Raw genomic sequence first — 24894 nt, forward strand, 5'->3', positions numbered from 1 at the left:
GAGCAATACGATGGGATACCGTTCAGTCTTCGCCCCGAACTCCTTCGCGGGCCGCACCATCATCGTCACCGGCGCCGGCAGCGGCATTGGCCGGTGCACCGCGCATGAGCTGGCGTCGCTCGGCGCGCACATCGTCCTCGTGGGCCGCAAGACGGAGAAGCTCGAGAAGGTCGCTGGCGAGCTCTCCGCCGAGGGCCACGCGTCCACGCAGCACGCCGTGGACATCCGGGACGAGGCCGCGGTGCGCGACATGGTCGCCGCCGTCGTCCAGAAGCACGGCCGCATCCACGGGCTCGTGAACAACGCGGGCGGGCAGTTCCCGTCGCCGCTGTCGCAGATCTCCAAGAAGGGCTTCGAGGCGGTCGTCTCCACGAACCTCACCGGCGGCTTCCTGGTCGCGCGCGAGGTGTTCACGCAGTCCATGAGCGAACACGGCGGCGCCATCGTGAACATGCTCGCGGATGCCTGGAACGGCATGCCGGGCATGGGGCACTCGGGCGCGGCGCGCGCCGGCATGTTCAACCTGACGCAGACGGCCGCCGTCGAGTGGGCCGCCTCCGGCGTGCGAGTGAACGCCGTCGCGCCCGGCTGGGTGGCCTCCAGTGGCCTGGACACCTACGAGGACCCCTTCGTCCGCGAGATGATCCCCTTCCTGCGCAAGCAGGTGCCCCTGCACCGGCTGGCCACCGAGGCGGAGGTGAGCGGCGCCATCGTGTTCCTGCTCTCCGACGTGGCGGCGTTCATCACCGGCGAGGTCATCCGCATCGACGGCGGAGCGTCCTGCAACACCAAGGCGTTTCCGCTGTCGGAGCACGACAACTCGAAGCCTTACGACGGGTTCCACCTGGCCAAGGGGCCCGCCATCCTCGACGGCCCGAAGGAGAAGTGACGTGCCCACGCTCGTCTCCCAGGTCGAACCGGCCTCCGCCACCTTCACCACGCAGCGTCAGGAGATGCTCGCCCGCGTCGCGGAGCTGCGCGCTATCGAGCAGAAGTCGCGCGACACCGAGCAGCTGGCTCGGGACAAGTTCAAGCAGCGCGGGCAGCTGCTCCCGCGTGAGCGACTGGCGCTGCTGCTCGACCGGGGCTCGCCCTTCCTGGAGCTCTCCACGCTCTGTGGCTACAAGCACCACGACGACAGCGATGGCTCGCTGGCCGGTGGGAACACCCTCATCGGCATCGGCTTCGTGTCTGGCGTGCGCTGTCTGGTGTTCGTGAGCAACTCCGCCGTGAAGGGTGGCACGGCGACGCCCTGGGGTGTCCAGAAGGCGCTGCGTGCGCAGGAGATTGCCCTGCAGAACCGGCTGCCCGTGGTGTCGCTCGTGGAGAGCGGCGGGGCGAACCTGCTCTACCAGCAGGAGATCTTCATCCCGGGCGGGGAGACCTTCTACAACCAGGCGAAGCTCTCCGCTGCCGGCATCCCCCAGGTCACCGTCGTCCACGGTTCGAGCACGGCGGGCGGCGCGTACATTCCGGGCCTGTCCGACCACGTCGTCATGGTGCGCGGCAAGGCGAAGGTGTTCCTCGCTGGCCCGCCGCTGCTGCTCGCGGCCACGGGCGAGGTCGCCACGGACGAGGACCTGGGCGGCGCGGAGATGCACACCACCGTTGCTGGAACCTCCGACCACCTCGCGGAGGACGACGCCGACGGCATCCGCATCGCGCGGGAGATTGTCGCGTCGCTCGGGTGGAATGACGCCCTGCCGGCGTCCGCGCGCCCCGCCTTCGAGTCGCCCCGCTACGCGGTGGAGGAGCTGTGCGGCGTCGTGCCCATGGATCACCGCAAGCCCTACGACTGCCGCGAGGTGATTGCGCGGCTCGTGGATGGCTCGGACTTCTCGCCGTTCAAGGACGACTACGACGCGCTCACTGTCTGCGGCTGGGCGCGCATCGAGGGTCGGGCGGTGGGCCTCATTGGCAACAATGGGCCCATCACCGCGAAGGGCGCGACGAAGGCGGGGCAGTTCATCCAGCTCTGCTGCCAGGCGCGCACGCCCATCATCTACCTGCAGAACACCACGGGCTACATGGTGGGCACGCAGTCGGAGCAGGGCGGCATCGTGAAGCACGGCGCGAAGATGCTTCAGGCCGTGGCCAACGCGACCGTGCCGCAGATGACGCTCCTGCTGGGCGGTGCGTTCGGCGCGGGCAACTACGGCATGTGTGGACGCGCGTTCCACCCGCGCTTCATCTTCGCCTGGCCCAACGCGCGCACGGCCGTGATGGGCGGTGAGCAGGCGGCGAAGGTGCTGACCATCGTCGCCACGGAGAAGGCCCGGCGCGCGGGGCTGCCGCCTGACCAGGAGTTCCTGGACGGGATGGCGAAGCCACTCATCGAGCAGTTCGACCGCGAGTCGGATGCCTTCCAATGCAGCGCGCGGCTGTTCGACGACGGCGTCATCGACCCCCGGGACACGCGGCGGGTGCTCGGGTTCATCCTGGCCACGTGCGACGAGGCTTCGCGCCGCACGCTGTCGCCCAACTCCTTCGGCGTCGCTCGGCTGTAGCGAGGGGAATCATGAAACGCATCCACAAGGTGCTGGTGGCGAACCGGGGTGAGATCGCCGTGCGCGTGCTGCGCACGTGCCGCCGCCTCGGACTGCGCACGGTCGCGGTCTTCTCCGACGCGGACCGCGATTCCCCGCACGTGCGGCTCGCCGACGAGGCCATGCACCTGGGGCCTCCGCCCGCGAAGGAGTCCTATCTCTCCATCGAGCGGGTCCTCGCCGCGGCGAAGGCATCCGGCGCGGACGCCATCCATCCCGGGTACGGCTTCCTGTCGGAGAACGAGGACTTCGCGCGTGCATGCGCGGGGGCCGACTTCGTGTTCGTCGGGCCGCCCGCGGAAGCCATCGAGCTGATGGGGAACAAGCGGCAGGCGAAGCTGCGCATGCAGGCCGCGGACGTGCCCTGCATCCCCGGCTATGAGGCGGCACGCCCTGGCGAGTCCCTCGAAGACGAGGCCCTGGTCCGCGAGGGTCAGCGCGTCGGGTTCCCCATCATGGTGAAGGCGGCGGCGGGCGGTGGCGGGCGTGGCATGCGGCTCGTCCGCGAGCCGGGCGCGCTGCTCGACGCCATCCGCTCGGCGCGTTCGGAGGCGACGAATGCCTTTGGCAGCGGCGAGCTCATCCTGGAGCGGGCCATTGAAGGCGCGCGTCACGTGGAGGTGCAGGTCTTCGCGGACGCGCACGGCAACGCGGTGCACCTGGGTGAGCGCGACTGCTCCGTCCAGCGCCGGCACCAGAAGGTGATTGAAGAGAGCCCGTCTCCAGCAGTCACGCCCGAACTGCGCGAGCGCATGGGGTCCGTGGCGGTGCAGGCCATCCGCGCCATCGGGTATCGCGGCGCGGGGACCATCGAGTTCCTCCTGGCGCCGAACGGCGACTTCTTCTTCATGGAGATGAACACGCGCCTCCAGGTGGAGCACCCGGTGACGGAGCTCATCACCGGGCTCGACCTGGTCGAGTGGCAGCTGCGCGTCGCGGACGGCGAGCCGCTCCCGCTGATGCAGTCGGAGGTCACCTGGCGCGGGCATGCCATCGAGGCGCGCCTGTGCGCGGAGGACCCGTCCAAGGGCTTCCTTCCACAGACGGGCCGGCTCCTCGCTTGGGAGCCACCGGCGGGGGAGGGCATCCGCGTGGACCATGGCGTGCGTGAAGGCCAGGACATCACGCCGTTCTATGACTCCATGCAGGCGAAGCTCATCGCGTACGGACCGGACCGCGAGACGGCGCGTGAGCGACTGGCCGCGGCGCTGCGCGAGCTGACGGTGTTCGGCGTCACGACGAACAGTGCGTTCATCCAGCACGTCCTCGGACACGAGGCCTTCCGCTCCGGCCGGTACGATACGGGCTTCGTCGGCGCGCACACGCCGCCGGAGACGCTGCAAGCGCTTGGGAAGGTCTCCCTGGAGGACCAGGCCATCCTGGCCGCCTTGCTCTTCCACGACGACGCGCAGGCGCTCGCGCGGAAGGGGGGCTTCGACGCGACGCTCACGGGCTGGAGCAGCTCCTATTCCCTTCCGGTGCCGGTCAGCCTGCATGACGGTGCTTCTGAGTTCCGCGCCTCGGTGCGCCCCGTCGCTCCGGAGGCCTACGAGGTCCGCGTTGGCGACACCTCGTTCGCGCTCTCCCTGCGCGGCCTCGGTGCCGAACGTGCGGAGGTGGAAGTGTCGGGACGCCGTCGCGCGGTCCGCTACCGCCGCGCGGGTGGCACGTTGTGGTGCTCGCTGGACGGCATCACGCGCCAGCTGCGTGACGTCTCCTTCCGGCTGCCCTCCGAACGCGAGCGCGCCAGCGACGGCCGCCTGCGCGCGCCCATGGATGGCCGCATCATCCGGGTGAGCACCGAGGTTGGCGCGACCGTGAAGAAGGGCGACGTGCTGGTGGTGCTCGAAGCGATGAAGATGGAGTCGTCCCTCATCGCGCCCACGGATGGCGTGGTCACGGCGGTGAACGTCACGGTCGGGGCGCAGGTGCCGGCACGGCATGTCGTCGCGGTCGTCTCCCCCGCAGCGAAGGAGGCAGCATGAGTGAAGCACCGCTCGTCCGGTACGAAGTCTCTCGTGGCGTCGCGACCCTGACGCTCGACTCGCCGCGCAACCGCAACGCGCTGTCGCGGGCGCTCGTCACGCAGTTGCTGGAGCGGCTGAACGCCGTGGGCGCCGACCCGGAGGTGCGCGCGGTCGTCCTCGCGGCCACCGGTCCCGCGTTCTGCGCTGGGGCGGACCTCTCGGAGATGGCGGACGGAGGCGCCGCGAAGGCGCCGGGCGTGCTGCTCGACGTGCTGCGCACGATCGTGACGCTGCCCCAGCCTGTCGTCGCGAAGGTGGCGGGGCAGGTGAGGGCGGGCGGTATCGGCATCGTGGGCGCGTGTGATGTGGCGGTCGTCGCGGAGTCCGTGAAGTTCGCCTTCACGGAGGCGCGCATTGGTGTCACGCCCGCGGTCATCTCCCTCACCACCCTGCCGCACCTGACCAGCCGGGCGGCGAGCCGCTACTTCCTCACCGGTGAGGCCTTCGACGCGACCGAGGCCGCGCGCATCGGGCTCGTCACCACCGCGGTGCCCGACGCGTCACTGGATGGCGCCGTCGAGCAGATCCTGGAGACCTTCCGGGTGTCGTCTCCGCAGGGCCTGCGCGAGACCAAGCAGTTGGTGGCCTCTGGCCTGCGCGCGCGCATCGATGCCGGGGGCGCCGAGATGGTCGCGCTCTCCGGCCGGCTGTTCGCCTCCGAGGAGGCCCAGGAGGGGATGCTCGCCTTCCTGGAGCGCCGGCCTCCCGCCTGGGCCGCGCCGAAATAGGCTGCGGGGGCACCCGGTTCGACCCGACGCCCGAACGGGCGGAATGGAGCACACGATGTCCGCGATCCAGGCACCTCGGTCCCCCCGCATCAGCCGCGTCTCGCTGGGAGACGTCGTCCACCGGTCTGCATTGCGGTGGCCGGAGCGGACGGCGCTTGTCGACGGGGACCTCGAGTTCTCCTACGCGGAGCTCGACCGGCGCTCGAACGCGTTCGCGCACTACCTGCTCTCGCAAGGGCTGCCCCAGGGCGCGCGCATCGCGACGCTCTGCGGCAATTCGGCGCAGATGCTCACCGCGTTCGTGGGCATCTACAAGGCAGGGCTCGTCTGGGTGCCCATCAACACCGGCCTCTCCGTGGAGGCCGTCCAGTACATCGTCGAACACGCCGAGGCGACGCACGCCGTCGTCGACGCCGAGCTCCTCGCGAAGCCCGGGCTGCGGGCGATGCTCGATGCACTGGGCACCCGCATCATCGTCTGCGTGCCGGAAGGTCAGGCGGCGCCGGGCGGAGACACGGTCGCGTTCCTGGACACGCTGGAGGGGCAGCACGGCACGCTGCCAGAGGTGGACATCCAGAGCGGCCAGCTCGCGCAGATCATGTACACCAGTGGGACCACCGGCCAGCAGAAGGGCGTCATGCATTCGCATGCGTCGGTGCACGCGGCGCTGAGCGGGAACCTGTTCGAGCTGGGCATGCGGCCGACGGATTCCACGATCTGCGTGCTCCCGATGTTCCACTGCGCGCAGCACGCCATCGTGATGACGTTCCTGCTGGCCGGGGCGACCGTCGTCGTGCGGCGGGCCTTCGACCCGGGCGCGATGCTCGCGACCGTCGAGCGGCGCGGCATCACGTTCCTGCTGGGCCTGCCGGTGATGTACGGCGCGATGCTGGCGCACCCGGCGCGTCCGGCCACGAAGCTGTCCAGCCTGCGCCTGTGTCTTTACGTGATGGCGCCCATGGCGCGCACGATGCTCGTGGAGCTCATCGAGCACTTCTGCCCGGGCGGCTTCGCGCTCGCGTCGGGGCAGACGGAGATGTACCCGGCGACGACCATGTTCAAGCCGGAGCAGCAGCTCAAGCGGTTCGGCTCGTACTGGGGCGACTCGGTCGTGACGAACGAGACGGCCATCATGGACGACGAGGGCCGGCTGCTCGGGCGCGGCGAGGTGGGGGAGATCGTCCACCGCGGGCCCAACGTGATGCTCGGCTACTACAAGGACCCGGAGGCGACCGCGCGGGCGAGCGCCTTCGGTTGGCACCACACCGGCGACCTGGGCATGTTCGACGCCGATGGCCAATTGCTCTTCGTGGACCGCAAGAAGGACATGATCAAGACGGGCGGAGAGAACGTCCCGTCCATCAAGGTCGAGGAGGTCCTCCTGCGTCACCCCGCGGTGCTTCAGGTCGCGGTGGTGGGTCTGCCGCACTCACGCTGGGCGGAGGCGGTGACGGGCTTCGTCGTGCTCAAGCCTGGCGTTTCCGCCACGGAGGCGGAGATCAACGCCCACTGCCGCCAGCACCTGGGTGGGTTCGAGGTGCCGAAGGCCATCGTCCTGCTCCCGGCCATGCCGCAGACCAGCACGGGCAAGGCCCAGAAGTTCGTGCTCCGTCAGCAGTACGCCCGGCACTACGATGCGGGGCGTGACGACCCACAGACCCCCTGAGTCCGCCGCGCCGAAGAAGACCGTCCTGCCCGGAGTCGCACTGGGCTTCACCATCGCAGGCCTGTGCGTCGTCTGTCTGTGGCCGGTAGGGCTCGTGCTGGCCATCCTGGCGATGGTGAAGACAGGCAAGCCGGAGCACGCCGGGCGCAGGGGGCTCGCCATCGCAGCACTCTGCGTGGCGGGGTTGGGGCTATTCACCATCGGCATCCAGGCAGCCATCGCCATCCCCAACTTCATCCAGTTCCAGGCGCGCTCGAAGCAGGCGGAGTGCAAGATGAACCTTAGGTCGATCTTCACCGCTGCGAGGGTGAGCATGGTGGACGAGCAGCCCCTGGGCAGCTTCGAGGCGATGGGCTTCGAGCCGGGACCGCGCAATCGCTATGCCTATGTGCTGCGGATGCCGGAGGACGTCTTCCCCGTGGCAGGAGACTTCCCCGCGATCGATCCGGCTGAAATCCAGGCGGCGCTTGCGCGGGCGGGAGTGAAGCCCGGCGTGGAGGGGACCTGTCCCGACTGCGTCGTGACGGCCGCGTGCGTGGGCAACGTGGACAACGATGACACGCTGGACGTGTGGAGCGTCTCCACCGTCAACCGCACGGCCGCCAACGGCGAAGCCATTCCCCTCGGAGCCCCGTACAACCACGTGAACGACGTCCGGCAATAGCAGTCCCGGAGTAGGGTCCTGGGTTTCCTCCTTCCCCAGGTATCCATGGACCTCCGGCGATTCCTATCCCTCGTCGCGTTCGCCACGTCTTCGCTCGTGGCGAACGCAGCCCACGCGAACACCGTCTACGGCTTCTGGCAGGGCTCGGGAGGACAGAGCCCCTCCAGTCCGGGCAACCGGGTGTTCCTGCTGGATGCACAGACGTCCAGCAACCCGGTGACGTTCACGCTGACGTCGTCCGCGGATGCCTGGCTGTACCTGCTGGATGCGAACGGCACCGTCCTCGCGCAGGACAACAACGGCGGTGGCGGTACGAACTCGCGCCTGGTCGTCACGCTGGCCCCGGGCAGCTACCAACTCGTCGCCGCGACCGCGCTGTCGGGCCAGAGCGCCGAGTTCACCCTGGCGTCGGACTCCGGGGTGCTGCGCCATCCCAAGGCGCTGGAGGTCCGGCCCACGAGCCGCTTCAGCTGGATCTACGACGATCACGGCACCGGCGCGACGAACGACATCGCCGTCTGGCGCCCGGACCTCTCCCAGACGCCGGGCTTCTTCTCGCTGGGCGACGTGGCCATGCCGAACCGGGGACAGGCGCCCGCGACGACGTTCGTGGTTCGCGGCGAGGGGGACCTGCTCGCGCGTCCGTCCAACTACAACTGGATCTGGGACGACTCCGGCTCCGGTGGAACGCACGACGTCTCCTTCTGGGAGCCGGTCGCGCCCGCGGGCTACACCTGCCTGGGCCACGTCGCGGTGCTGGGCTACTCCAAGCCCTCCACGGACCTCATCCGCTGCGTGCGGAGCGAATACGTGCTGCCCGCCAATCCCGCCTGGGTGTGGGACGACAGGGGCTCCGGCGCGGACGACGACATCGGCGTGTGGCAGGCGGCGGCGCGCGACCACCGAGGCCTGCCCGCGTCCACCTTCGTCTCCCGCCCCAGCCACGGCGACACGGGTGGCAACCGCTACTGGGTCCTCAACAAGAGCGCCACGTCCAACGCGGAGCTGCGGGGCCTGCCCGTGGACGCGCAGATGGTGGCGGCGTTCGCGCCGCGCGTGTGGCTGCATCCGGACGAGGCCTACTTCCCGTCCTCCACTCAGTTCCACCTGGCCAACGTCCACGAGGAGAACGGCCACCTGGTGACGAACCAGGCGCTGGGCTGTGACTCCTGCACGGATCCGCAGTTCCTGGACGGCCAGCGCCCCAACCAGACGCCGGTGCCCGTCTACGCGCAGGTCATCACGCGCACCCAGGGCGGTCTGCCGACGAACGTGACGGACGTGCTGTATTGGAGCTTCTACCCCTACAACAATGGCAAGCGCGTGTGCATTGGCTGGTATTCGCCCTGGGGCTGCGTGGGCGGCTACTCCACCTTCGGCAACCACGTGGGGGACTGGGAGCACCTCACCGTGCGCTTCATCGACGGGCGCCCCGCGCAGGTCTACCTGAGCCAGCACGCGAACGGGCAGACCTTCACGTTCGGCGACAAGGCCGTGTTCCTCAGCGGCTGGCATCCAGAGGTGTTCTCCGCCAATGGCTCGCATGGCCTCTACCCGGACGCCGCGCGGCACATCTACGAAACCATCTTCAACGGCGACTTCCTGGCGGACGACACCGGCGCCGGGCTCGCGTGGGACACCTGGAGCAACGTGGTGATCATTCCATGGCAGCCGGCGGGGACGTACACGGGGTCGCTCGCCTGGATGAACCTCACGGAGTACTGGGGCAACCCCGAGTCCGGCTGCGACAACCCGACCGGCTACTGCGTGAACAGCGGTGGCCCCTCGCCGCTGCGCAACCGGTCGGTGTACCAGCCGGACTACATGACCCTGGAGTAGTCCTAGCGTCTGCCCAGGAGGCCGAAGGGCTTCCACTCCAGGATCTTCAGGTCGAACCCCGCCTGGCGCTTCTCGGCGATCCAATCCTCGAGGGCGCTCAGGGCGGAGGCCTCGTCATCGAAGTCCTGGCGCTCGTCGTCGCGGGTGACCAGCGTGGTGCCGTCCACGATGGCCGACGTGTACTCGTTCTTCGGTCCGCCGTACTTCGCGAACTCCCGTTCGAGCGGGCCCCGGCCGGGAACCACGGTCGTGACGCGCAGGAAGTCTCCTTCGTAGCGGGCCTCCAGCCGCCGCACCTCCTGTGCGGCGGCGTCGGAGGTCTCGAAGGCGAAGCGGAACGTGCGCATCGACCCGTTGTTGAGTCCCGCGTGGAACTGCACGATGGCGCCGAAGCGTTCGATCTCAATGAAGAGGTCGCCCCGCTTGCGCCAGAAGGTGACGCGCTCCGAAGCCCGCTGCTTCACGTCGAGCTCCGGGGGCGTCCCCTGTCCGAGGAACTGCTTCCCGTCGAAGATGTGCAGGGGCAGGCTGCTTGGACGCATCAGCCACACCTCGCCCGTCTTGCGCTGGGCGTAGACGACGTCCCTCGCGCGCGCGTTCTTCGACGCCTGGGCCGCGATGCCTGCGATGTCCAGGCCTTCGAGCTCCTCGGCGGTGGGTTCATCCGGCTCGCGGACCTGCTGGGGCTGGAGCGTGTCCGTGAAGACGGGCTCGCCCTCGTGGATGCGCTTGAACAAGGCGTTGTGGTGGATCTCCCCCAGATCGAGGTTCCACAGCTCGGGGCGCAGGAAGGTGGACGCGAGCGAGGCGGCCTCCTCGCCGGGGCGGCCGTTCTCCAGGTGCTGCTCGGTGTGGGTCTCGCCGTAGCAGGTGACGTCGTGATCGTTCTCGTCGAGGAAGCGCGTGGTGAGGTCACCCGCCACGACGAGGCTGTCGTCGTTGTAGATGCCCTGGATGGCGTCCCGGACCACGAGGTCGCCGAGCACCAGGAAGTTCCCAGACGTCTGGAGCCCCCATGCCGTGCAACGGCCCACGACCACCACCGTCGAATCCGGTCCGCAGTCCTCCAGCACGCCCGCCACCTCCAGGTCCCCGAGGACGACGAGGGGCGCGGTGACACGCAGCAAGCCGGCGGCCCGCGCGTTGCCCGTGATGACCCGGACCTCGGAGAGGGTCCCTTCGAGCACCGAGTCCTCGGGCGCCAGCAGCTCGCGCATCACCAGGGCCGCGAAGCCGATGGGCGACAGGGGGCCGGGACATAGCGCCTCCGCGACCTGGGACGGAGACCGCTGCGCGTCCTTCCGAAAGACAGCGGCGAGGTCCGAGACCGAAGGCTCACCGTGATGGGAGAGCGCTTCGAGGACGGCGCCTTCGAGCCGGGCGCGCACGGCCTCCGCGCGGGAGACGAACTCATTCTGGCACAGGCTCATGGCCGCGCATGCTACCCAGGTGCCCGGCCGGATGCCGCGCGAGAAGTTGCTTCGGTGAGTTCTCGCGACAGGGCGTGGTGGTGCACGGCCTTCGCTGTTTTCATGCGGGGCTCTGGCCGTTTGTAACCGGGCGAGGCGGGTACGTCCGGGCCCCGTGATGGGCCCGGACGCGGTTCATCCGCTGCGGCCTACTGGCAGATGGTTTCGTCCGAACACACGCACTGCCCACCGCCCGCGCCGCCACACTGGCGGAAGCACGAGCAGTCTTCGTTCATGCAGATGTTGGAGCAGAGGCCAATGGCCTCGGAGTTGGTGGGCATCAGCGCCCCGACGGCGCCACCAGCCACGACGCCCATCATGAACACGAACTTCGCGATTCCCTTGCGCATGTACGACCTCCCGGGTTGAACGGCCCGTCCATTCTAGAGACGAGTCCTCGATTGGACGAGGCTCGACACCCAGGGCCGGGAGCCGGTGCCTACGCCCCTTCGATGAAGCCTCCCCGTCTCATCCGAGGTGTGCCTTCCCGACCTCGCACCCATCCCCAAGGTCAGTGGCTCCCGAGGAGCTGTTTCTCGACCTTCCCCCGGGCCGGTGAGGGAGGTGCATGCAATGAAGGCATTCAAGGCGGTACTGCTGGGAACGCTCGTGTCGGCGCTGCTCGTTGGCGCGGGGTGCAAGACCACGAAAAGTGAGGGGATCGGCACGGGTGGCTCCGGAACGATGGAGCCAGGAATCGGAGGCAGGACGAACGTCGGAAGCTCCAAGGAAACGGAGGGATCCGAGACGGGCTCTGGCGACGTTGGCGGATCAGGTGCAGGGACGAACCAGGGGACGGGTGGTTCCAGCACGGGCGGCAGCTCCACCACCGGAGGTACCTCTAGCGGAGGTGGTACGAGCAGCGGCTCAAGCACTGGCAGCTCGGGTGATTGTGGCCCCGGTGGGAGTGGTTCGAGCACTGGCGGCTCGGGCTCGGGCTCGGGTGGCTCGGGCTCGGGTGGCTCGGGCTCGGGTGGCTCGGGCTCGGGTGGAGGCGACATGAGCCGCTGACCCTGACGCGCCGGGGACGCGCGATTCGCGTCCTCGGCTCTCATGTGGGTTGAGGGCATTGCCATGGGGCCAGGCGCCCGTGTGATGCCTGAAGCCCTGGCGTGCGCGGCTGCCTGCCTCGTTCTGACCGGTCCCGGACGCATCTAACGCTTCCCCGGGACACCTCCCGTGCGTATCACTGGCCTTCGTGCGCACGCCCACCGACCGTTACCTGCCACCTCCCGTTGACGCTTCCTCCTCCACGATGCTCCCTCGCGGGCGGGTGGTGGTCATCGCGCCCACGCGCGCCGCGTGCGAGACCATCGAGCTGGCGCTCGGGCTGGAGCTGCGCACGTACCTGGGAGAGCACCACGGCGAGCACCTCCTCGCGCTGGCCCGGAGCGGGCAGGGGTTCGGCATCGTCGCGGGCACCGGCACGGGCAAGACGCTCGCCATCCGCCCCATCGCGGAGGAACTCACGGGCCGGCGGCCCCTTCGGGTGGCGGTGGTCAACCGCGAGCGGGAGGCCACCGCGGAGACGCCGCTCGCGGACGTGGCCATCGTCACCACCGGCATCGCGCGGCGCTGGTTCCAGGGAGGCGCCATCCGGCGTGAGGACACGCTCATCGTGGATGAGATCCACCAGACCTCCGCGGAGCTGGAGCTGTGCCTGGCCCTGGGCAAGCGCTTGGGCTGCCGCTTCATCTGGCTGTCCGCCACGGTGGACCCGGCCTTCTACGCGCGCTACCTGGACAGCGCGGACGTGCTCCAGGTGTCCACCTTCGATCCGGGCAAGGGGGCCCAGGTGGAGGTGGAGCGCCGCAAGCCGCTGTCCTTCCTCGACGACGCCTTCCTCCAGGACGTGCAGCGGCAGGGGCGTGGCGTGGGCGTGTTCCTGGCCACGCGCGCCGGAGTGGAGGAGGCGGCGGCCCACGTGCGTGCACGCACAGCCGACGTCCATGCCGCGCACTACCACGGCGGCGAGCCGCTGCGGGCCATCCGCCCCTTCCTGGAGGGCACTGCGCCCCGGCCGTTCGTGCTCACGATGACGGCGGCGGGGCAGAGCGCGCTCAACGTGCCCGGACTGGACACCGTCGTCATCGACGACCTGCGCTTCACGAACGTGGTGGAGGGCGGGCGCAACGTCCTCACCCGCGTGCACCTGGGCAACAACGAGCTGCTGCAAATGGCGGGGCGCGTGCACGGACGCGTGGCGGGCGGGCGCGTCTTCATCCTCAGCGACCGGCTGATCCACTTCGCCTCGCTGCGGCCCACCGAGCCTGAGTTCCAGCTCGCGGGCGAGCCGGAGCGGGTGGCGCTCACCGCGGCGGCCTTGGGTGTGCGGGCGGATGAGCTGGACCTGCCCGTGCCGTTGGACCGCGCCGCCTATCGGAGGGCGCTCGCGAAGCTGGAGGCTCGCGGCATCGTGGACGCGGACGGACGGTTGTCCGCCTATGGCCGGGCGGTGGAGGCCCTGCCCGTGGAGCGTCCGTGGGCGGAGCTCATCGTCAACGCGGAGGACGCGCTGCTGCCGTTCCTCGCGGTGTGCAGCGCGGTGGAGTCCCTGCACCGGATGACGCGCGAGGAGCGGAATCTGGAAGAGGTGCTCGTGCAGGGCAGTGACCACCTGACCGCGTACAACCTGTACGCCGAGGCCTTCCGGGTGGCGGGCACGGTGGGGGAGGTGCAGGGGCTGCCGCGCCACGTCTTCGACCCGGAGAAGCTCGCGGCGTGGGCGGAGGGGAGAGGCGTGCTGGTGAAGGCCCTGGAGGACGCGGCGCTCGCGATGGCGAGCGTGTACCGGAGCGTGGGACTGGCGCTGCCCGCACGCATGCCGTTCGCGAGCTCCAGCATCCACCATCGCTTCTGCGACCTGCTCGCGCGCTTCATGCCCTTCGACCTGGTCATCGACGAGCGCACGTCCTGGGGTGAGCTCACCCGCGTGTCGAAGACGAGCGTGTGCGGCAACCTGGGCGCGGTGGCGGGCACGCTGCGCTACTTCGCCGACCGCAATGGCGAGTCGCAGGGCGCCATCGAAGGCACCCAGCTGCCCCAGTCGCTGCTGCGCCGCTACGCCCAACGTCACGCGGTGGCGCCCGTGTATGACGTGCGCTTCCGCTCGGTCGTGCTCGTCAAGCGGCTGGACTACTTCGGCTTCACGCTGGAGCAGGAAGTGGACGTGCTGCGCGCCTGGGGGCCGGAGCTGGCCACGGCGGCCCGGCACGCGCTCGCGGAGGCACTGGCGCGGGGCGAGGCGCCGCATCCCGCGGTGGACCGGCATCGGGTCGCCATCGCCGAGGTGCGCGAGCTGTGGCGGCGCTCGGGGGGAATCACCGCGCCGCTGGGGCATCCCGAGCTCACCGCGCTCTACGAGGCGCAGCTCGATGGCGTGGACACGCTCGATGACTTCCGGGAGCGCCCGCTGCGGCTGGACCTGGACGCGCTCGTGCCGCCCGCGACGCGCCGGGCACTCCTGGCGCTCCCGGACAACGTGGAGGTCCGCGAGCAGGCGGTGCCGCTGGAGTACGACGTAGAGGAGCTGTCGGACGGGGCCCTGCGGGGCGTGGTGCGGCTGCTCCTGCCGGAGAAGCTCGCCCGCACGTTGGTGGAGGAGGAACTGCCGGTGCTCGACCGCCCCCAGCGCTTCAGCGTGGCCCGGGGCCGGCGGGGCGTGCTCCAGGCCCGCTCGCTTCTGGAGCTCCAGGACCGGCTCGACCAGCCCTGGATGCCGGACGAAATCGCCGAGGCCACCCGCGAGCGTCGGCCCCAGGTGCAGGCCCCGGAGCGTGAGGGCAACCGGGGCCATCACGGCAAGGGCTCAACGTACGGAGGGCGGCGGGGAGGCGGCAGGCGGAGGCGCTGACCAGTCGCACGAGCCCGGGTTGCTCACAAAGCGGAGCGGTCCATCCAGGCCTGGAGTGCGCGCACGATGTCCTCCGGCGCGTCCTCCGGCGCATGGTGCCCCGCGCGATGGAGCGGGACGATTTCGAGGGACTGGAGATTGGCTCGCGCCCACTCGACGATGCTCGGCGCGTTGAGCCCCGTGTCGCCGAACGTCAGCAGGAGCACCGGCTTCACGGACGGCTGCGCGAGCCACGCGTCATAGTTCTCAACCACCGCGGCGACGTCAGCGGGCTCACCATCGATTGGAATCTCCCGAGGCCACTGCAGCACCGGGCGTCGCGACGCCGCGTCTGGATACGGGGCTTGGTAGATGGCCCGATCACCCTCCGCGAGCCCGCGCTGGACGCCGTTCGCGAAGGACTTCTCGAGGAACGCGTTCTGTTCGAGCACGAGCTGCTCACCGGCCCCTGGCGTGCGCAGGGCGCGGAACAGCTGCTCGCCCTGGGGAGGCCAGTCGCTCCAGCGCATGGGGCGGAGGAACGTCTCGAACACGGCTACGCCCCGCACGCGGTCCGGATGCCGCCGCGCCCAATCCAGGGCCAGCACACCGCCCCAGTCGTAGCCGACGAGCACCACGTCCCGCAGGTCGAGCGCGTCGAACCACGCATCGAGGTACCTCGCGTGGTCCTCGAACCGGTACGGGATGTCTGGCTTGCCCGAATCCCCCATGCCGATGAGGTCGGGCGCGAGGCAACGGCCCCGGCCGGCGAGCGGCGGAATGACGTTCCGCCACACGTGTGAGGACGTGGGGTTGCCGTGAAGGAACACGATGGGCGAGCCCGTCCCGGCCTCGCGGTAGGAGATGAACGAATCCAGGACCTGGATCTGGTGAACCATGGGCATGGGAGTGCTCCGGGAAGGAAGCGGTGGAGAGGCGTGGCATGCGATGAGCACGCCCGCGACGAGACAGCCGAGCAGTCTGTGCATGCACCCATGATGGGGAAGGGGACACCTCCCTGGTAGTGATGGTTCGTGAGGTCTAGGCTCACCAACCGTGAGCATTTCGATCGCCGCCCTCGACCTCAACCTCCTCCTGGTGCTCCACACCGTCCTCACCGAGCGCAGCGTGGTGCGCGCGGCCGAGCGGCTCCACGTCACGCCCTCCGCCATCAGCAACAGCCTGGCGCGCCTCAGGTCCGTGGTGGGCGACCCGCTGGTCACGCGCAAGGGCCGTGGCATCGTCCCCACGCCCCGCGCGCTCGCGCTGGCTCCCGCCATCGCCCGAGGCCTGCGCGAACTGGAGTCCGGGCTGCAAGAGGCCCCCTTCGAGCCGGCCCGCTGCACGCGCACCTTCACGCTCGCCGTCGCCGATGCGGGGCAGGTCACATGGGGACCGCGAATCGCCGCCCGGATGGCTGGAGAGATGCCGAACGCGCGCCTCTCCGTGGTCGGCATCGCTTCGCTCGTGGCGCTCGGGGACCTGACCTCGTCACAGGTCGACCTGCACATCGGCCTCGCCGGGCGGGGCGCGGGTCTGCACATCGAACCGCTGCTGGACGAGCGCACCGTCCTCGTGGCCCGCGACCACCCTGGACTCACGAAGCGCCTGTCCGCGCGTGCGCTCGGTGCGCTCCGTCACGTGGGCGTGGAGATGGTCCCGGGCAAGGGCTTCCGGGACCTCGTTGGCGCCGCGTACGCACGCGCGGGCATCCGCCGCGAGGTCGCCATGACGGTGCCCTCGTTCCTGACGGCGGCGGCAATCGTGGCCGCGACCGACCTGGTCGTGACGTTGCCGGCGTCACTCGTCGCGGCGCAGGGAGCGCGCCTGGGCGTTCGCTGTGTCAACGCGCCGGTCCCCGCGCACACCGTCAAGATGGCCCTGTGCTGGCACGACCGAACGCATGCGGACCCAGCGGCGAGGTACTTCCGTGAGCTGGTCCGGCTCGCGGTCCTGGCCGCGTGAGCATCAGAAGCTGAAGCCCACCCGCAGGATGTCCATGTTGATGTCCACGATGCGCCCGTTCCTGCGCGTATCACCCCACGGCAGGCTGTACTGGCCGCCGAGGTCCAGCTCCTTGCGCTGCTGGTTCCAGCTGTAGCCCACCGCCGCGCCGAGCACCGCGGCGAGATAGAAGTTCGTGCGTGCGAACGTCTTCCGGTAGCCCAGGTCCAGGCCCAGGGTGAGCTGGCCTCCCGTCGTGCTTCGATTGGCGGGCTCGCCCTTGTCTGCGTCGGGCCGGTCCTTCTCGTTGCTCACCATGCCGCTCAGCTTGGGCTGGAGGAAGAAGCCGTCGCCCCGTGCGCGGGGCCATGGCGTCCAGGCCACGCCCGTGGAGACCGTGAGCGCCCGGCCCGTGCCGCAGTTGCCGATGTCATCCGTGCAGCGGCGGCGCGCGTACCGGGGCGTGACTTCAATGACCAGGTCGGTCTGGTCCGACAGCTGGAGGTTCGTGCCGACAGGGAGCGCCACGTGGAGCGTGCCGCCCACGAGTGGCCCCGTCAGCAGGAGGGAACCGGTCACCAGCGGCGAGATCCAGAGCGCGTGCGCGGGCCGCTCTCCCACGGAGGGCCGCGGCCCCGGCGGCTCCACGGCCTGGGCCTGGGTCGCGGTGAGGAGAAGGAGCACCGGAATCAGCATCGCCTTGTTCAACGCATGCCTCCTGCTGCGAATGGGGACGGATCCTTGCTGGAGCAAGGGTCGTTCCACCCGCGTGGATGAGGCCCGCTCAGAGTGCCTTCGCGCCCGCGCACGACAAGGTTGTCAGAGCTCGCGCCCGCGGATGCCGGACACAGGTGTCACACGCGCCGTTCGGCGATCGCCGCGAGCTGCGCCGTGACGGTGCCCCATCCTTCGTGGAAGCCCAGGTCGTGGTGCATGTTTCTGTCCGCGCTGTTCTTGTGCATCACGTGGGCGCTGTAGTCGGTGCCCTGCGGATGATCCTTCAGCGTGATGATCGCGGTCATGAGCGGCATGCCGGACACGTCCGCGGGCCGCCAGCCGGCGACCATCACGTTCGTGAACACGATGCGCTCGAGCGAGTCGACGGCGAGGAAGCACGCGCTGAGGTGAGGCCCGAAGTCGCTGGTGGCCGTCTCGCTGAAGTGCGTCACCAGCGCGCCGCCGGGCCGCAGGTCCATCTCCAACACCTTGCACCGGGACGGCGCGGGCACCCACCACTGCTCGAAGCTGGCGGGGTCCGTCCAGGCCTTCCAGACGACAGCGCGCGGCGCCTTGATGATGCGCGAGATGCTCAGGTCGAGCTCGGGATTCAGGGCAGGGGCCATTCGATTCACTCCTTGGATGATGCGCCGGTGACGAACTGCTCGAGCCGGTCCGTGCGGGCCTCCCAGAGGGCCCGCTGAGCGGACAGCCACGACTCCACGGTGGCGAAGGGCTTCTTCTCCAGTGCGCACGTCCGCACACGCCCTTCCTTGTGCGTGCGGATGAGCCCGCTGTCCTCCAGGAAGTGGATGTGCTTCATGAAGGACGGCAAGGCCATGTCGAAGGGCTTCGCCAGGTCACTGATGCTGGCGGGGCCCTTTCCCAGACGCGCAATCACCGCCCGGCGGGTCGGATCCGCGAGCGCCTGGAAAATTCCATTCAGCGTTTCCGGATGCTTTTCCACGAGGCTAAGTAACGTCTTCAGACACTTAGCGCAAGAGCTAAGTGATGAAGTGGCCTTTTGTGATAGCCGGGCCCAAACCCCTGGAGGCGCAATGTCGAACTGGAGTACCTGGCTGTTCCCCTGCCTTGCCTTGCTGACACCTGGATGCATGCCATTGGAGGCGGACGACGCGCGGGAGCCGGAAGCTCAACAGCAGTCGTTGCCGGGCTCGGAGGTCATCGACTTCGCTTCCGCGAGCACGCAGGCGAACACGGACGCGTCGGGCAAGAGCGGTGGCATGGTCGTGCTCAAGACGAACAGCGCGAACTGCACGGTCGGCGCGTACGCGGACTGCTATGCGCAGTACATCGAGTTCAGCCCCAGCTACACGGGCTATCTGTCCTTCAATCTCTCCAGCCTCACCCAGGCCGCGCCCACCCCGGCCCAGGTCACCCAGCTCAGCCTGCTGACGAAGTACCAGGGGCCCGGCGTCGCCGCGTCCTACTACCAGTGGCAGCTCTACAGGTTCTCCACCTCCAGCTGGGTCAGCATCGCCAACTCGCAGGGGCGCGGTGACTGGGTGTGGACGCCGGCCCTGACGCTCGCGCTCCCCACCCCCGAGGTCGCGTCGAACTTCGTGTCGGGCACCGGCGAGGTCCGCGCGCGCATCCTCAAGGGCGCGGGGACGGACGCGGCGCAACTGGACAGCCTCCGGCTCCAGGTGGCGTGGGACATCTCCACGACGTGCACCGCTGAAACGGACGCGGCCTTCTGCGCGCGGCAGGGCGCGAGCTGCGGTCAGGCGAGCGGCACCGACAACTGTGGCCAGGCCCGCACGGTCGCGAGCTGTGGCGCCTGCCAGAGTCCTCAGACGTGCGGCGGTGGCGGCACTCCGAACGTCTGTGGTGAGGCTTCCGCCTGCACGGTGGCGGCCTTCCCCAAGGGCACCACCTGGATGTGGGACCTGGAGCACGACGCCATTCCCACCAACCTCAACGCCCAGGTCTACGTCGTGGACCTCTTCAATACGAGCATCGCGAAGATCCAGGAGTACAAGACCGCCGGCAAGAAGGTGGTCTGCTACTTCAGCGCGGGCTCCTATGAGGACTGGCGGGAAGACGCGAACCAGTTCCCGCAGGACACGTACTGCACCCCCGGGGAGAACTGCGCGCAGTCCGTGCACATCATGGGCGACTGGTGCACGGCTGGCGGCGGCTGTGAGTGGTGGTTGGATCACCGCAAGCAGGGAGTGCGGACGGTGATGACGTCGCGCATGCAGCTGGCGAAGAACAAGGGCTGCGACGCGGTGGAGCCGGACAACATCGACGGCTATTCGCACGACGACGAAATCAACTGCACCGACCAGGCCTGCTGGGGCCTGACGGCGGCGAACCAGCTCGAATACAACCGCTGGTTGGCTACCACCGCCCACTCCCTGTGCCTGGGCATCGCGCTCAAGAACGACGTGGACCAGGTCCCCGCGCTCGCGGACTCCTTCGACTTCGCCATCAACGAGGAGTGCCAGAGGTTCAACGAGTGCGGCGCGTACAAGACCTGGTTCACGAACAAGAACAAGGCGGTCTTCAACGCCGAGTACCGCAAGGACTCGAGCGGGGACCTCACCAACTGGACGTCGTGCACGGGCACCGGCGCGACCTGTGCCTGCGGTGAGAGCGGCTTCGCCCAGGGGGACATGCGCACCCTGGTCTTCAGCACCGCGTCGGTCCGTTACGACAACCTCCAGTTCACCTGCTGGTAACAGGGCGGGCCGGGGCGGTCCCTCCGCCCCGGCCTTCTCCTCAGTACTGGACGGTCGCGGTATAGGCGAAGTGGTCGGAGCCGTACTTCTCCAGGCGCTCGGCGGGACCGGTGCCGATGCCCACGCTGACGTAGATCTGATCAATGGGCACGCCGCTGACGCCCGCCGTGTTCAGGTGGTTCATCCCGGGGATGTCCTGCGACAGCGCGCGGTTGAAGTCGCCCACCAGGACGACGGGCAGCCCCCGGCCCCGCAGCTCCGCGACGACCTCGCGCACCACGGTGTTGTGCGTCCGCCAGCGCTCCTGCCGCTCCGGGTGCTCGCCGCTCCAGGCGCCGGAGATGTAGTGGGTGTTGACGAACGCCAGCTTCGCGCCGGTCGCGAGGTTCTTCAGCACGACCCAGTTCACGAAGCGCGACGGCGTCACGTCGGCCTCACCGCCGTGCGTGAGGCGGGAGCCGTCGCCTGTCTTCTCGAACTTGTTCTTGCGCCAGGAGATGGCGATGGAATTGCGCGCGTCCAGCCGGCCGTCACCGGGCCGGAAGTGGGCGTAGGCATCCATCGCATCGAGCTTGGAGTGGCCCTCCGCGGTGTCCACCTCCTGCCAGCCGATGATGTCCGCGAGCGGCCTCGTGTTCGCCTGCCCGTGCCACGTGTTGTGCGTCGCGACCGTGGTCGTCGTGGCGGCGAGCGCCGCCGGTGCTGTCTCCTCGGATGGAGCGGGCACGAGCCCCAGCGACAGCAGCAGGCTGAGGACGGCCGACGACAAGAGCTTGAGCATGGTTCCCTCGGAATGCGCGCCAGGGTCATTCCTGGCGCTTCCGTGGGAAGCTAGCTAAAGCAGTATTCGCTGAAAATACTGAGAAGAATGTTTCCGTCAGCCGAGGACGAAGTCCTTGGGGCGCAGCGGCTCCGGCTGGGGCTCGCCCAGCGATTCCAGCATGTTGATCTCCGCCGTGCGGGACATCGCGAGCAGGGGCAGATCGTTGGGAGCTTCTCCGAAGGGCTCCTCCAGCTCCTCGCTCAGGAGGTCCAGGCCGAAGAAGGTGTAGGCGATCATGGCCGTGAGCACCGGCGCGAACCAACCCATCGACTCGGCGAGGCCGAAGGGCAGCAGCAGACAGAAGAGGTAGGCCGTGCGGTGCAGGAGCACCGTGTAGGCGAAGGGCAGGGGCGTGAGGCGGATGCGCTCGCAGGCGGTGAAGATGCTCATCATGGAGTGCACCCGTTCGTTCAAGGCGGCCCAGGTGATGTCGGTGAGCCGGCCCTCACGGAGCAGGTGGGCAAGCTCCAGCTGGTGCTCGCGCAGGAGGGCATTCGGGCGGTTGCCGCTGCCCAGGACACGCGAGCGCTCGGGCTCCTCCAGGTGGCGGCCAATGGCCTCACCGGCGTCTTGCGAGCGGAGGTGCGCGGCGAGCGCGTAGGGGAAGGCGATGGTGCGGTGCACCAGCCTCCGCGCCGCCTGCCGACCCACGTCGGGCAGCTCGGCGCGTCCGTCGTCCAGCAGCGCGATGGTCGCGTGGGTGAAGGCGCGCACCTCGATGATGAGCGCGCCCCACTGCTTCCGTCCCTCCCACCACCGGTCGTAGCAAGCGTTGTTGCGGAAGCCGAGGAAGATGGAGAGCGCGATGCCGAGCAGCGACAGCGGCGCGGGCGAGGTGATGGGAAGCCGGATGTAGCCCTGCTTGAGCGTCAGGACGACCAACGTGGCGAGCGCCGCGACCCCCAACACATGAGGAAGGACGCGCGGGAGGATGGTGCCGCGCACGACGAACAGAAGCTTGAAGAAGCCAGGGCGGGGACGGACGATCACGAGGCGTGCCTCGTGCCCCAAATCCCCGGCTGCCGCAAGCGCTCCTCGCTGTGACGCCGGGAATGACCCTGGTTCATCCCGGGTGCACCGCCGCCCTAGACTGCCTCCCTCCTGGAGGCTGAATGCACCCGAAGAGACTTCACCGGTTCCCCATGTCCACGTTGCGCTCCCTGACCGTGGGGGTCGCGCTGGTGTGCGCCGCTGGCTGCTCGGACGATGAGGGCGTGGACGTACCCAACCCGCTGACCAACCCGAAGGACGGGCCTCCGGCCGGCAACCCGAACGCCGAGGCGACGTGCACCGTTCCCGCCGAGGCGGGGCTCGCGGACGTGTCCCGGCCCACCACCGTCGTCGGGACGGGGACGCCAGCCAGCTGTACCTCGGACGCCTTCGTCAGTGCCGTGGCGAAGGGTGGGGTCATCACCTTCGACTGCGGCCCGGAGCCTGTCGTCATCACGCTGGACCGGACGGCGAAGGTCTTCAACGACAAGGGGCCGGAGATCGTCATCGACGGCAAGGGGCTGGTGACGCTCAGTGGCGCGGGCAAGCACCGCATCCTGTACATGAACACCTGCGACCAGGCCCAGGTGTGGACGACCTCTCACTGCCAGGACCAGGACCACCCGCGGCTGACGATCCAGAACCTCACCTTCGTGGACGCCAGCTCCAAGAGTGAGAAGGAGTACGACGGAGGCGGCGCGGTCTGGGTGCGCGGTGGGCGGGTGAAGGTCATCAACTCCCGCTTCTTCAACAACCTGTGCGCGGACACCGGCCCGGACGTCGGAGGCGCGGCGCTGCGGGTGTTCGACCAGTACGACGACCGGCCTGTCTACGTGGTGAACACGACCTTCGGCGGCAAGGAGGGCTACGGCGGGGTCGGCTCCAACGGCGGCGGCATCAGCAGCATTGGCGTGTCGTGGACCCTCATCAACAGCCTCTTCTCCCACAACCGGGCCATCGGCAACGGCGCCAATCCCGCGCAGCCGGGCACCCCGGGCGGTGGCAGCGGCGGGGCCATCTACAACGACGGCAACACGATGATGCTGTCGCTCTGTGGCACGCGAATCGAACACAACGAGGTCAATGCGCACGGCAGCGCCATCTTCTTCGTGACCAATGACCACTCGGGCGACATCCGCATCGACCGTTCGGTCATCCAGAACAACAAGGGCGGCTCCTGGTACGTGACCTATCCGCAGATCTCGAACCACTCGGACACGCCCATCCGGGTGACGAACTCCACCATCGAGTGATGGGGTTCAGACGCTCCTCCGGAGAGCCCGCACCAACCGTGCCTGGAACTCCTCGAGCGTTGCTCCGGCGAGCGAGGGGTGCTCGAGCACGAAGTTGGGCCAGTCCAGCCTGCCATCGAATTCGAACGCCTCCGGATGGACGGGATCGATCCACGAATCCTGCTTTGCCTCGAACACGCGCTGGAGAAGGCCCGGTGGCAGGTCGGTGTCTTCCGCGAGGAGGACCGCGTCGTAGAGGTCCTTGCCCTGGGGCCAGAGATCATTTCCGAGCCAGAGCAGCTTCCACGCCAGGGACTCCTCTGGCGTGGCGACCTGGACCGGCACTCCCTCCACCGTGTGCCGGAGCGGAGACGAGAGCAGCTGTTCGTTGAACACGACGTCGACCTGGACCGAGTCACGGACGCGCCCCTCCCAGCTCCACGGGAACGTGAGCCGTCGGCCCTCGGCGCGCTCGTAGGTCCAGATGCCGTCCACTGGGATGCTCGCCGGATCCAGGTGGATGCCTTCAAGCCGCAGCGCATCCGTGACGGCCCGGGTCAGGTCCGACATGAGCTGTATTCCGTCGCTCGACTTCGGGCTCAAGGACGCGGGCGTGACGACGAAGTCGAGATCCTTGGCCGGCCGGGCGCGCCCGCCGTACCAGAGCTCGAGGACGACGCTTCCACGCGCGACGACCTGCTCACCCACGCGCATGCGGCCAATGCCCGCCAGGCACCGCCGCAGGAGCCGGGCACGGGCCTCACGGAAGCGGGCCGCCTCCGTGGGGTCCTCGAAGCGAGGGGGGCCCTTGATGAAGGCCGCGTCGTGGTGCTTGAGGGCCGGATCGAACACGTCTGGCCGGTTGTCGTCCTTCTCATAGCCCGCGGGAAGAACGCGCCGCGGCGATACAGGCTTCGTGGGGCCGCTCATCGGGATGTCTCCTCCAGCCAGCCCTCGTCGAGGGCGATGTTGTCGTCGAAGAGCACGCGCTCGCGCTCCACCTTCGTCACCGGGAGCCCTGCGTCCGCCAGGCGCGCCAGGAGCGAGTCGAAAGCCGCACCCATGGCGGCATCGTCCGAGGGACCGAACCGCTGGGTGAGGAACCGCTCCTGGACCCCGTCCGGTGACACCTTGTACGCGCTGCGGGACAGGTGGGCAGCCTGCGAGGCCGCGAGCTGCCCCAGGGCCTCCAGGTCGCGGGTGGCCACCCGGACGTGGTGTTCCAGGTAGACCGGTGCGGAAACCGCGAACGGGCCCTGGGACCACTGCGCTTCGACCTTGAGGCGGCACCGCCGTGCCCCGCAGGTGGAGAGGGCCTCGAAGGCCAGCGCCTCGGCGTGCTGTCGCGCCTCCACCACCGACGTGCCGCTGTGCAGGGTCAGCATGACCTGCCGGGGCGCCACTCCGCGCACGAGCTCGATGCACAGCACCTTCACCCCACGGCGCACCGCCCACGCGCGGAGCTCCGGCTCTGCTCCAGGAGGCAGGGCGATGGTGAGATGTGTTTCCAGGTGCATGGCGCGCAGTGGCTCGCGGAACGGGTTCTGGCCGGGACCGGAGCGTACCGCTGCGACGGCGCGGCGGTGGAGCCCCTGACACATGGAGGGCGCCGCACCGCGTGTCAACGCGTTTCAGTATGCTTCGCCCCGGTCTGTGTATCCGACCGGGGGGACTCATGACGGAACGACGTGAGTGGGTATTCGGAACGCATC

At 69.1% G+C, this 24894-nt stretch carries 21 protein-coding genes; 11 read left to right on the top strand and 10 right to left on the bottom strand.

Annotation, left to right across the window (positions count from 1 at the left end; all coding sequences use genetic code 11):
• The first annotated feature begins 10 nt into the window (after positions 1-10).
• The 7 genes from D7X99_RS17650 to D7X99_RS17680 are packed head-to-tail and all read left to right on the top strand — an operon-like array spanning position 11 to position 9470.
• Positions 11-889, top strand: a complete 879-nt coding sequence (locus D7X99_RS17650) for an SDR family oxidoreductase (protein ID WP_120589271.1) — start codon at positions 11-13, stop codon at positions 887-889.
• 1 nt (position 890) lies between these two features.
• Positions 891-2507 carry an acyl-CoA carboxylase subunit beta gene (locus D7X99_RS17655; RefSeq protein WP_121778789.1) on the top strand — a complete coding sequence of 539 codons (1617 nt, stop codon included), beginning with the start codon at positions 891-893 and terminating at the stop codon, positions 2505-2507.
• An 11-nt stretch (positions 2508-2518) separates the two neighbouring features.
• A complete protein-coding gene (locus D7X99_RS17660) occupies positions 2519-4531 on the top strand; it encodes an acetyl-CoA carboxylase biotin carboxylase subunit (RefSeq protein WP_121778790.1) in 2013 nt (670 codons plus the stop codon).
• Positions 4528-5301, top strand: coding sequence for an enoyl-CoA hydratase family protein (locus D7X99_RS17665; RefSeq protein ID WP_121778791.1), 774 nt, complete (start codon positions 4528-4530; stop codon positions 5299-5301). Before D7X99_RS17660 ends, D7X99_RS17665 begins: the two co-directional genes overlap by 4 nt.
• Positions 5302-5356: 55 nt before the next feature.
• Positions 5357-6967 (top strand): AMP-binding protein, encoded by a 1611-nt coding sequence (locus D7X99_RS17670; RefSeq protein WP_121778822.1) that lies wholly within the window; start codon positions 5357-5359, stop codon positions 6965-6967.
• Positions 6936-7631 carry a pilin gene (locus D7X99_RS17675; RefSeq protein ID WP_121778821.1) on the top strand — a complete coding sequence of 232 codons (696 nt, stop codon included), beginning with the start codon at positions 6936-6938 and terminating at the stop codon, positions 7629-7631. Before D7X99_RS17670 ends, D7X99_RS17675 begins: the two co-directional genes overlap by 32 nt.
• A 45-nt stretch (positions 7632-7676) precedes the next feature.
• Entirely contained in the window at positions 7677-9470 is a 1794-nt protein-coding gene (locus D7X99_RS17680; protein WP_171805222.1) for a Vps62-related protein, read from the top strand.
• Between the two features lie 2 nt (positions 9471-9472).
• On the opposite strand, the gene D7X99_RS17685 is transcribed toward D7X99_RS17680, so the two are convergent.
• Both D7X99_RS17685 and D7X99_RS17690 read right to left on the bottom strand, forming a co-directional pair.
• A complete protein-coding gene (locus D7X99_RS17685; protein WP_121778792.1) occupies positions 9473-10900 on the bottom strand; it encodes a hypothetical protein in 1428 nt (475 codons plus the stop codon).
• 188 nt (positions 10901-11088) lie between these two features.
• Positions 11089-11289 (bottom strand): hypothetical protein, encoded by a 201-nt coding sequence (locus tag D7X99_RS17690; protein ID WP_121778793.1) that lies wholly within the window; start codon positions 11287-11289, stop codon positions 11089-11091.
• A 905-nt stretch (positions 11290-12194) separates the two neighbouring features.
• On the opposite strand from D7X99_RS17690, the gene D7X99_RS17700 reads away from it, so the two are divergent.
• A complete protein-coding gene (locus D7X99_RS17700) occupies positions 12195-14792 on the top strand; it encodes a DEAD/DEAH box helicase (RefSeq protein WP_216671850.1) in 2598 nt (865 codons plus the stop codon).
• Between the two features lie 23 nt (positions 14793-14815).
• Here the strand turns inward: D7X99_RS17700 and D7X99_RS17705 are convergent, their stop codons facing one another.
• Positions 14816-15676 carry a haloalkane dehalogenase gene (locus D7X99_RS17705; RefSeq protein WP_121778795.1) on the bottom strand — a complete coding sequence of 287 codons (861 nt, stop codon included), beginning with the start codon at positions 15674-15676 and terminating at the stop codon, positions 14816-14818.
• Positions 15677-15827: 151 nt separating this feature from the next.
• On the opposite strand from D7X99_RS17705, the gene D7X99_RS17710 reads away from it, so the two are divergent.
• Positions 15828-16736, top strand: coding sequence for a LysR family transcriptional regulator (locus D7X99_RS17710; protein ID WP_121778796.1), 909 nt, complete (start codon positions 15828-15830; stop codon positions 16734-16736).
• Positions 16737-16739: 3 nt separating this feature from the next.
• On the opposite strand, the gene D7X99_RS17715 is transcribed toward D7X99_RS17710, so the two are convergent.
• The 3 genes from D7X99_RS17715 to D7X99_RS17725 form a co-directional block, all read right to left on the bottom strand.
• Positions 16740-17423 (bottom strand): hypothetical protein, encoded by a 684-nt coding sequence (locus tag D7X99_RS17715; protein ID WP_121778797.1) that lies wholly within the window; start codon positions 17421-17423, stop codon positions 16740-16742.
• A gap of 146 nt (positions 17424-17569) precedes the next feature.
• Complete coding sequence (locus D7X99_RS17720) at positions 17570-18058, bottom strand: SRPBCC family protein (RefSeq protein ID WP_121778798.1); 489 nt, start codon at positions 18056-18058, stop codon at positions 17570-17572.
• A 5-nt stretch (positions 18059-18063) separates the two neighbouring features.
• Positions 18064-18399 carry a helix-turn-helix transcriptional regulator gene (locus tag D7X99_RS17725; protein WP_121778799.1) on the bottom strand — a complete coding sequence of 112 codons (336 nt, stop codon included), beginning with the start codon at positions 18397-18399 and terminating at the stop codon, positions 18064-18066.
• 148 nt (positions 18400-18547) lie between these two features.
• Between D7X99_RS17725 and D7X99_RS17730 the strand changes: the two genes are divergently transcribed.
• On the top strand, positions 18548-20137 hold the full coding sequence (locus tag D7X99_RS17730; RefSeq protein ID WP_158627023.1) for an endo alpha-1,4 polygalactosaminidase: 1590 nt from the start codon (positions 18548-18550) through the stop codon (positions 20135-20137).
• 40 nt (positions 20138-20177) lie between these two features.
• On the opposite strand, the gene D7X99_RS17735 is transcribed toward D7X99_RS17730, so the two are convergent.
• Positions 20178-20918: an endonuclease/exonuclease/phosphatase family protein gene (locus D7X99_RS17735; protein ID WP_121778801.1), complete on the bottom strand. Its 741-nt coding sequence runs from the start codon at positions 20916-20918 to the stop codon at positions 20178-20180.
• A gap of 96 nt (positions 20919-21014) precedes the next feature.
• Positions 21015-21950 carry a bestrophin family protein gene (locus tag D7X99_RS17740; RefSeq protein ID WP_121778802.1) on the bottom strand — a complete coding sequence of 312 codons (936 nt, stop codon included), beginning with the start codon at positions 21948-21950 and terminating at the stop codon, positions 21015-21017.
• Positions 21951-22072: 122 nt separating this feature from the next.
• On the opposite strand from D7X99_RS17740, the gene D7X99_RS17745 reads away from it, so the two are divergent.
• Complete coding sequence (locus D7X99_RS17745) at positions 22073-23203, top strand: hypothetical protein (protein ID WP_121778803.1); 1131 nt, start codon at positions 22073-22075, stop codon at positions 23201-23203.
• Between the two features lie 6 nt (positions 23204-23209).
• Here the strand turns inward: D7X99_RS17745 and D7X99_RS17750 are convergent, their stop codons facing one another.
• Both D7X99_RS17750 and D7X99_RS17755 read right to left on the bottom strand, forming a co-directional pair.
• Entirely contained in the window at positions 23210-24112 is a 903-nt protein-coding gene (locus D7X99_RS17750; protein ID WP_121778804.1) for a nucleotidyl transferase AbiEii/AbiGii toxin family protein, read from the bottom strand.
• Positions 24109-24699: a hypothetical protein gene (locus D7X99_RS17755; protein ID WP_169824891.1), complete on the bottom strand. Its 591-nt coding sequence runs from the start codon at positions 24697-24699 to the stop codon at positions 24109-24111. The genes D7X99_RS17750 and D7X99_RS17755 overlap by 4 nt, the downstream gene beginning before the upstream one ends.
• Between the last annotated feature and the right edge of the window lie 195 nt (positions 24700-24894).

The sequence above is a fragment of the Corallococcus sp. AB032C genome, from assembly GCF_003668935.1.
In the GTDB taxonomy this organism is placed as follows: domain Bacteria; phylum Myxococcota; class Myxococcia; order Myxococcales; family Myxococcaceae; genus Corallococcus; species Corallococcus exiguus.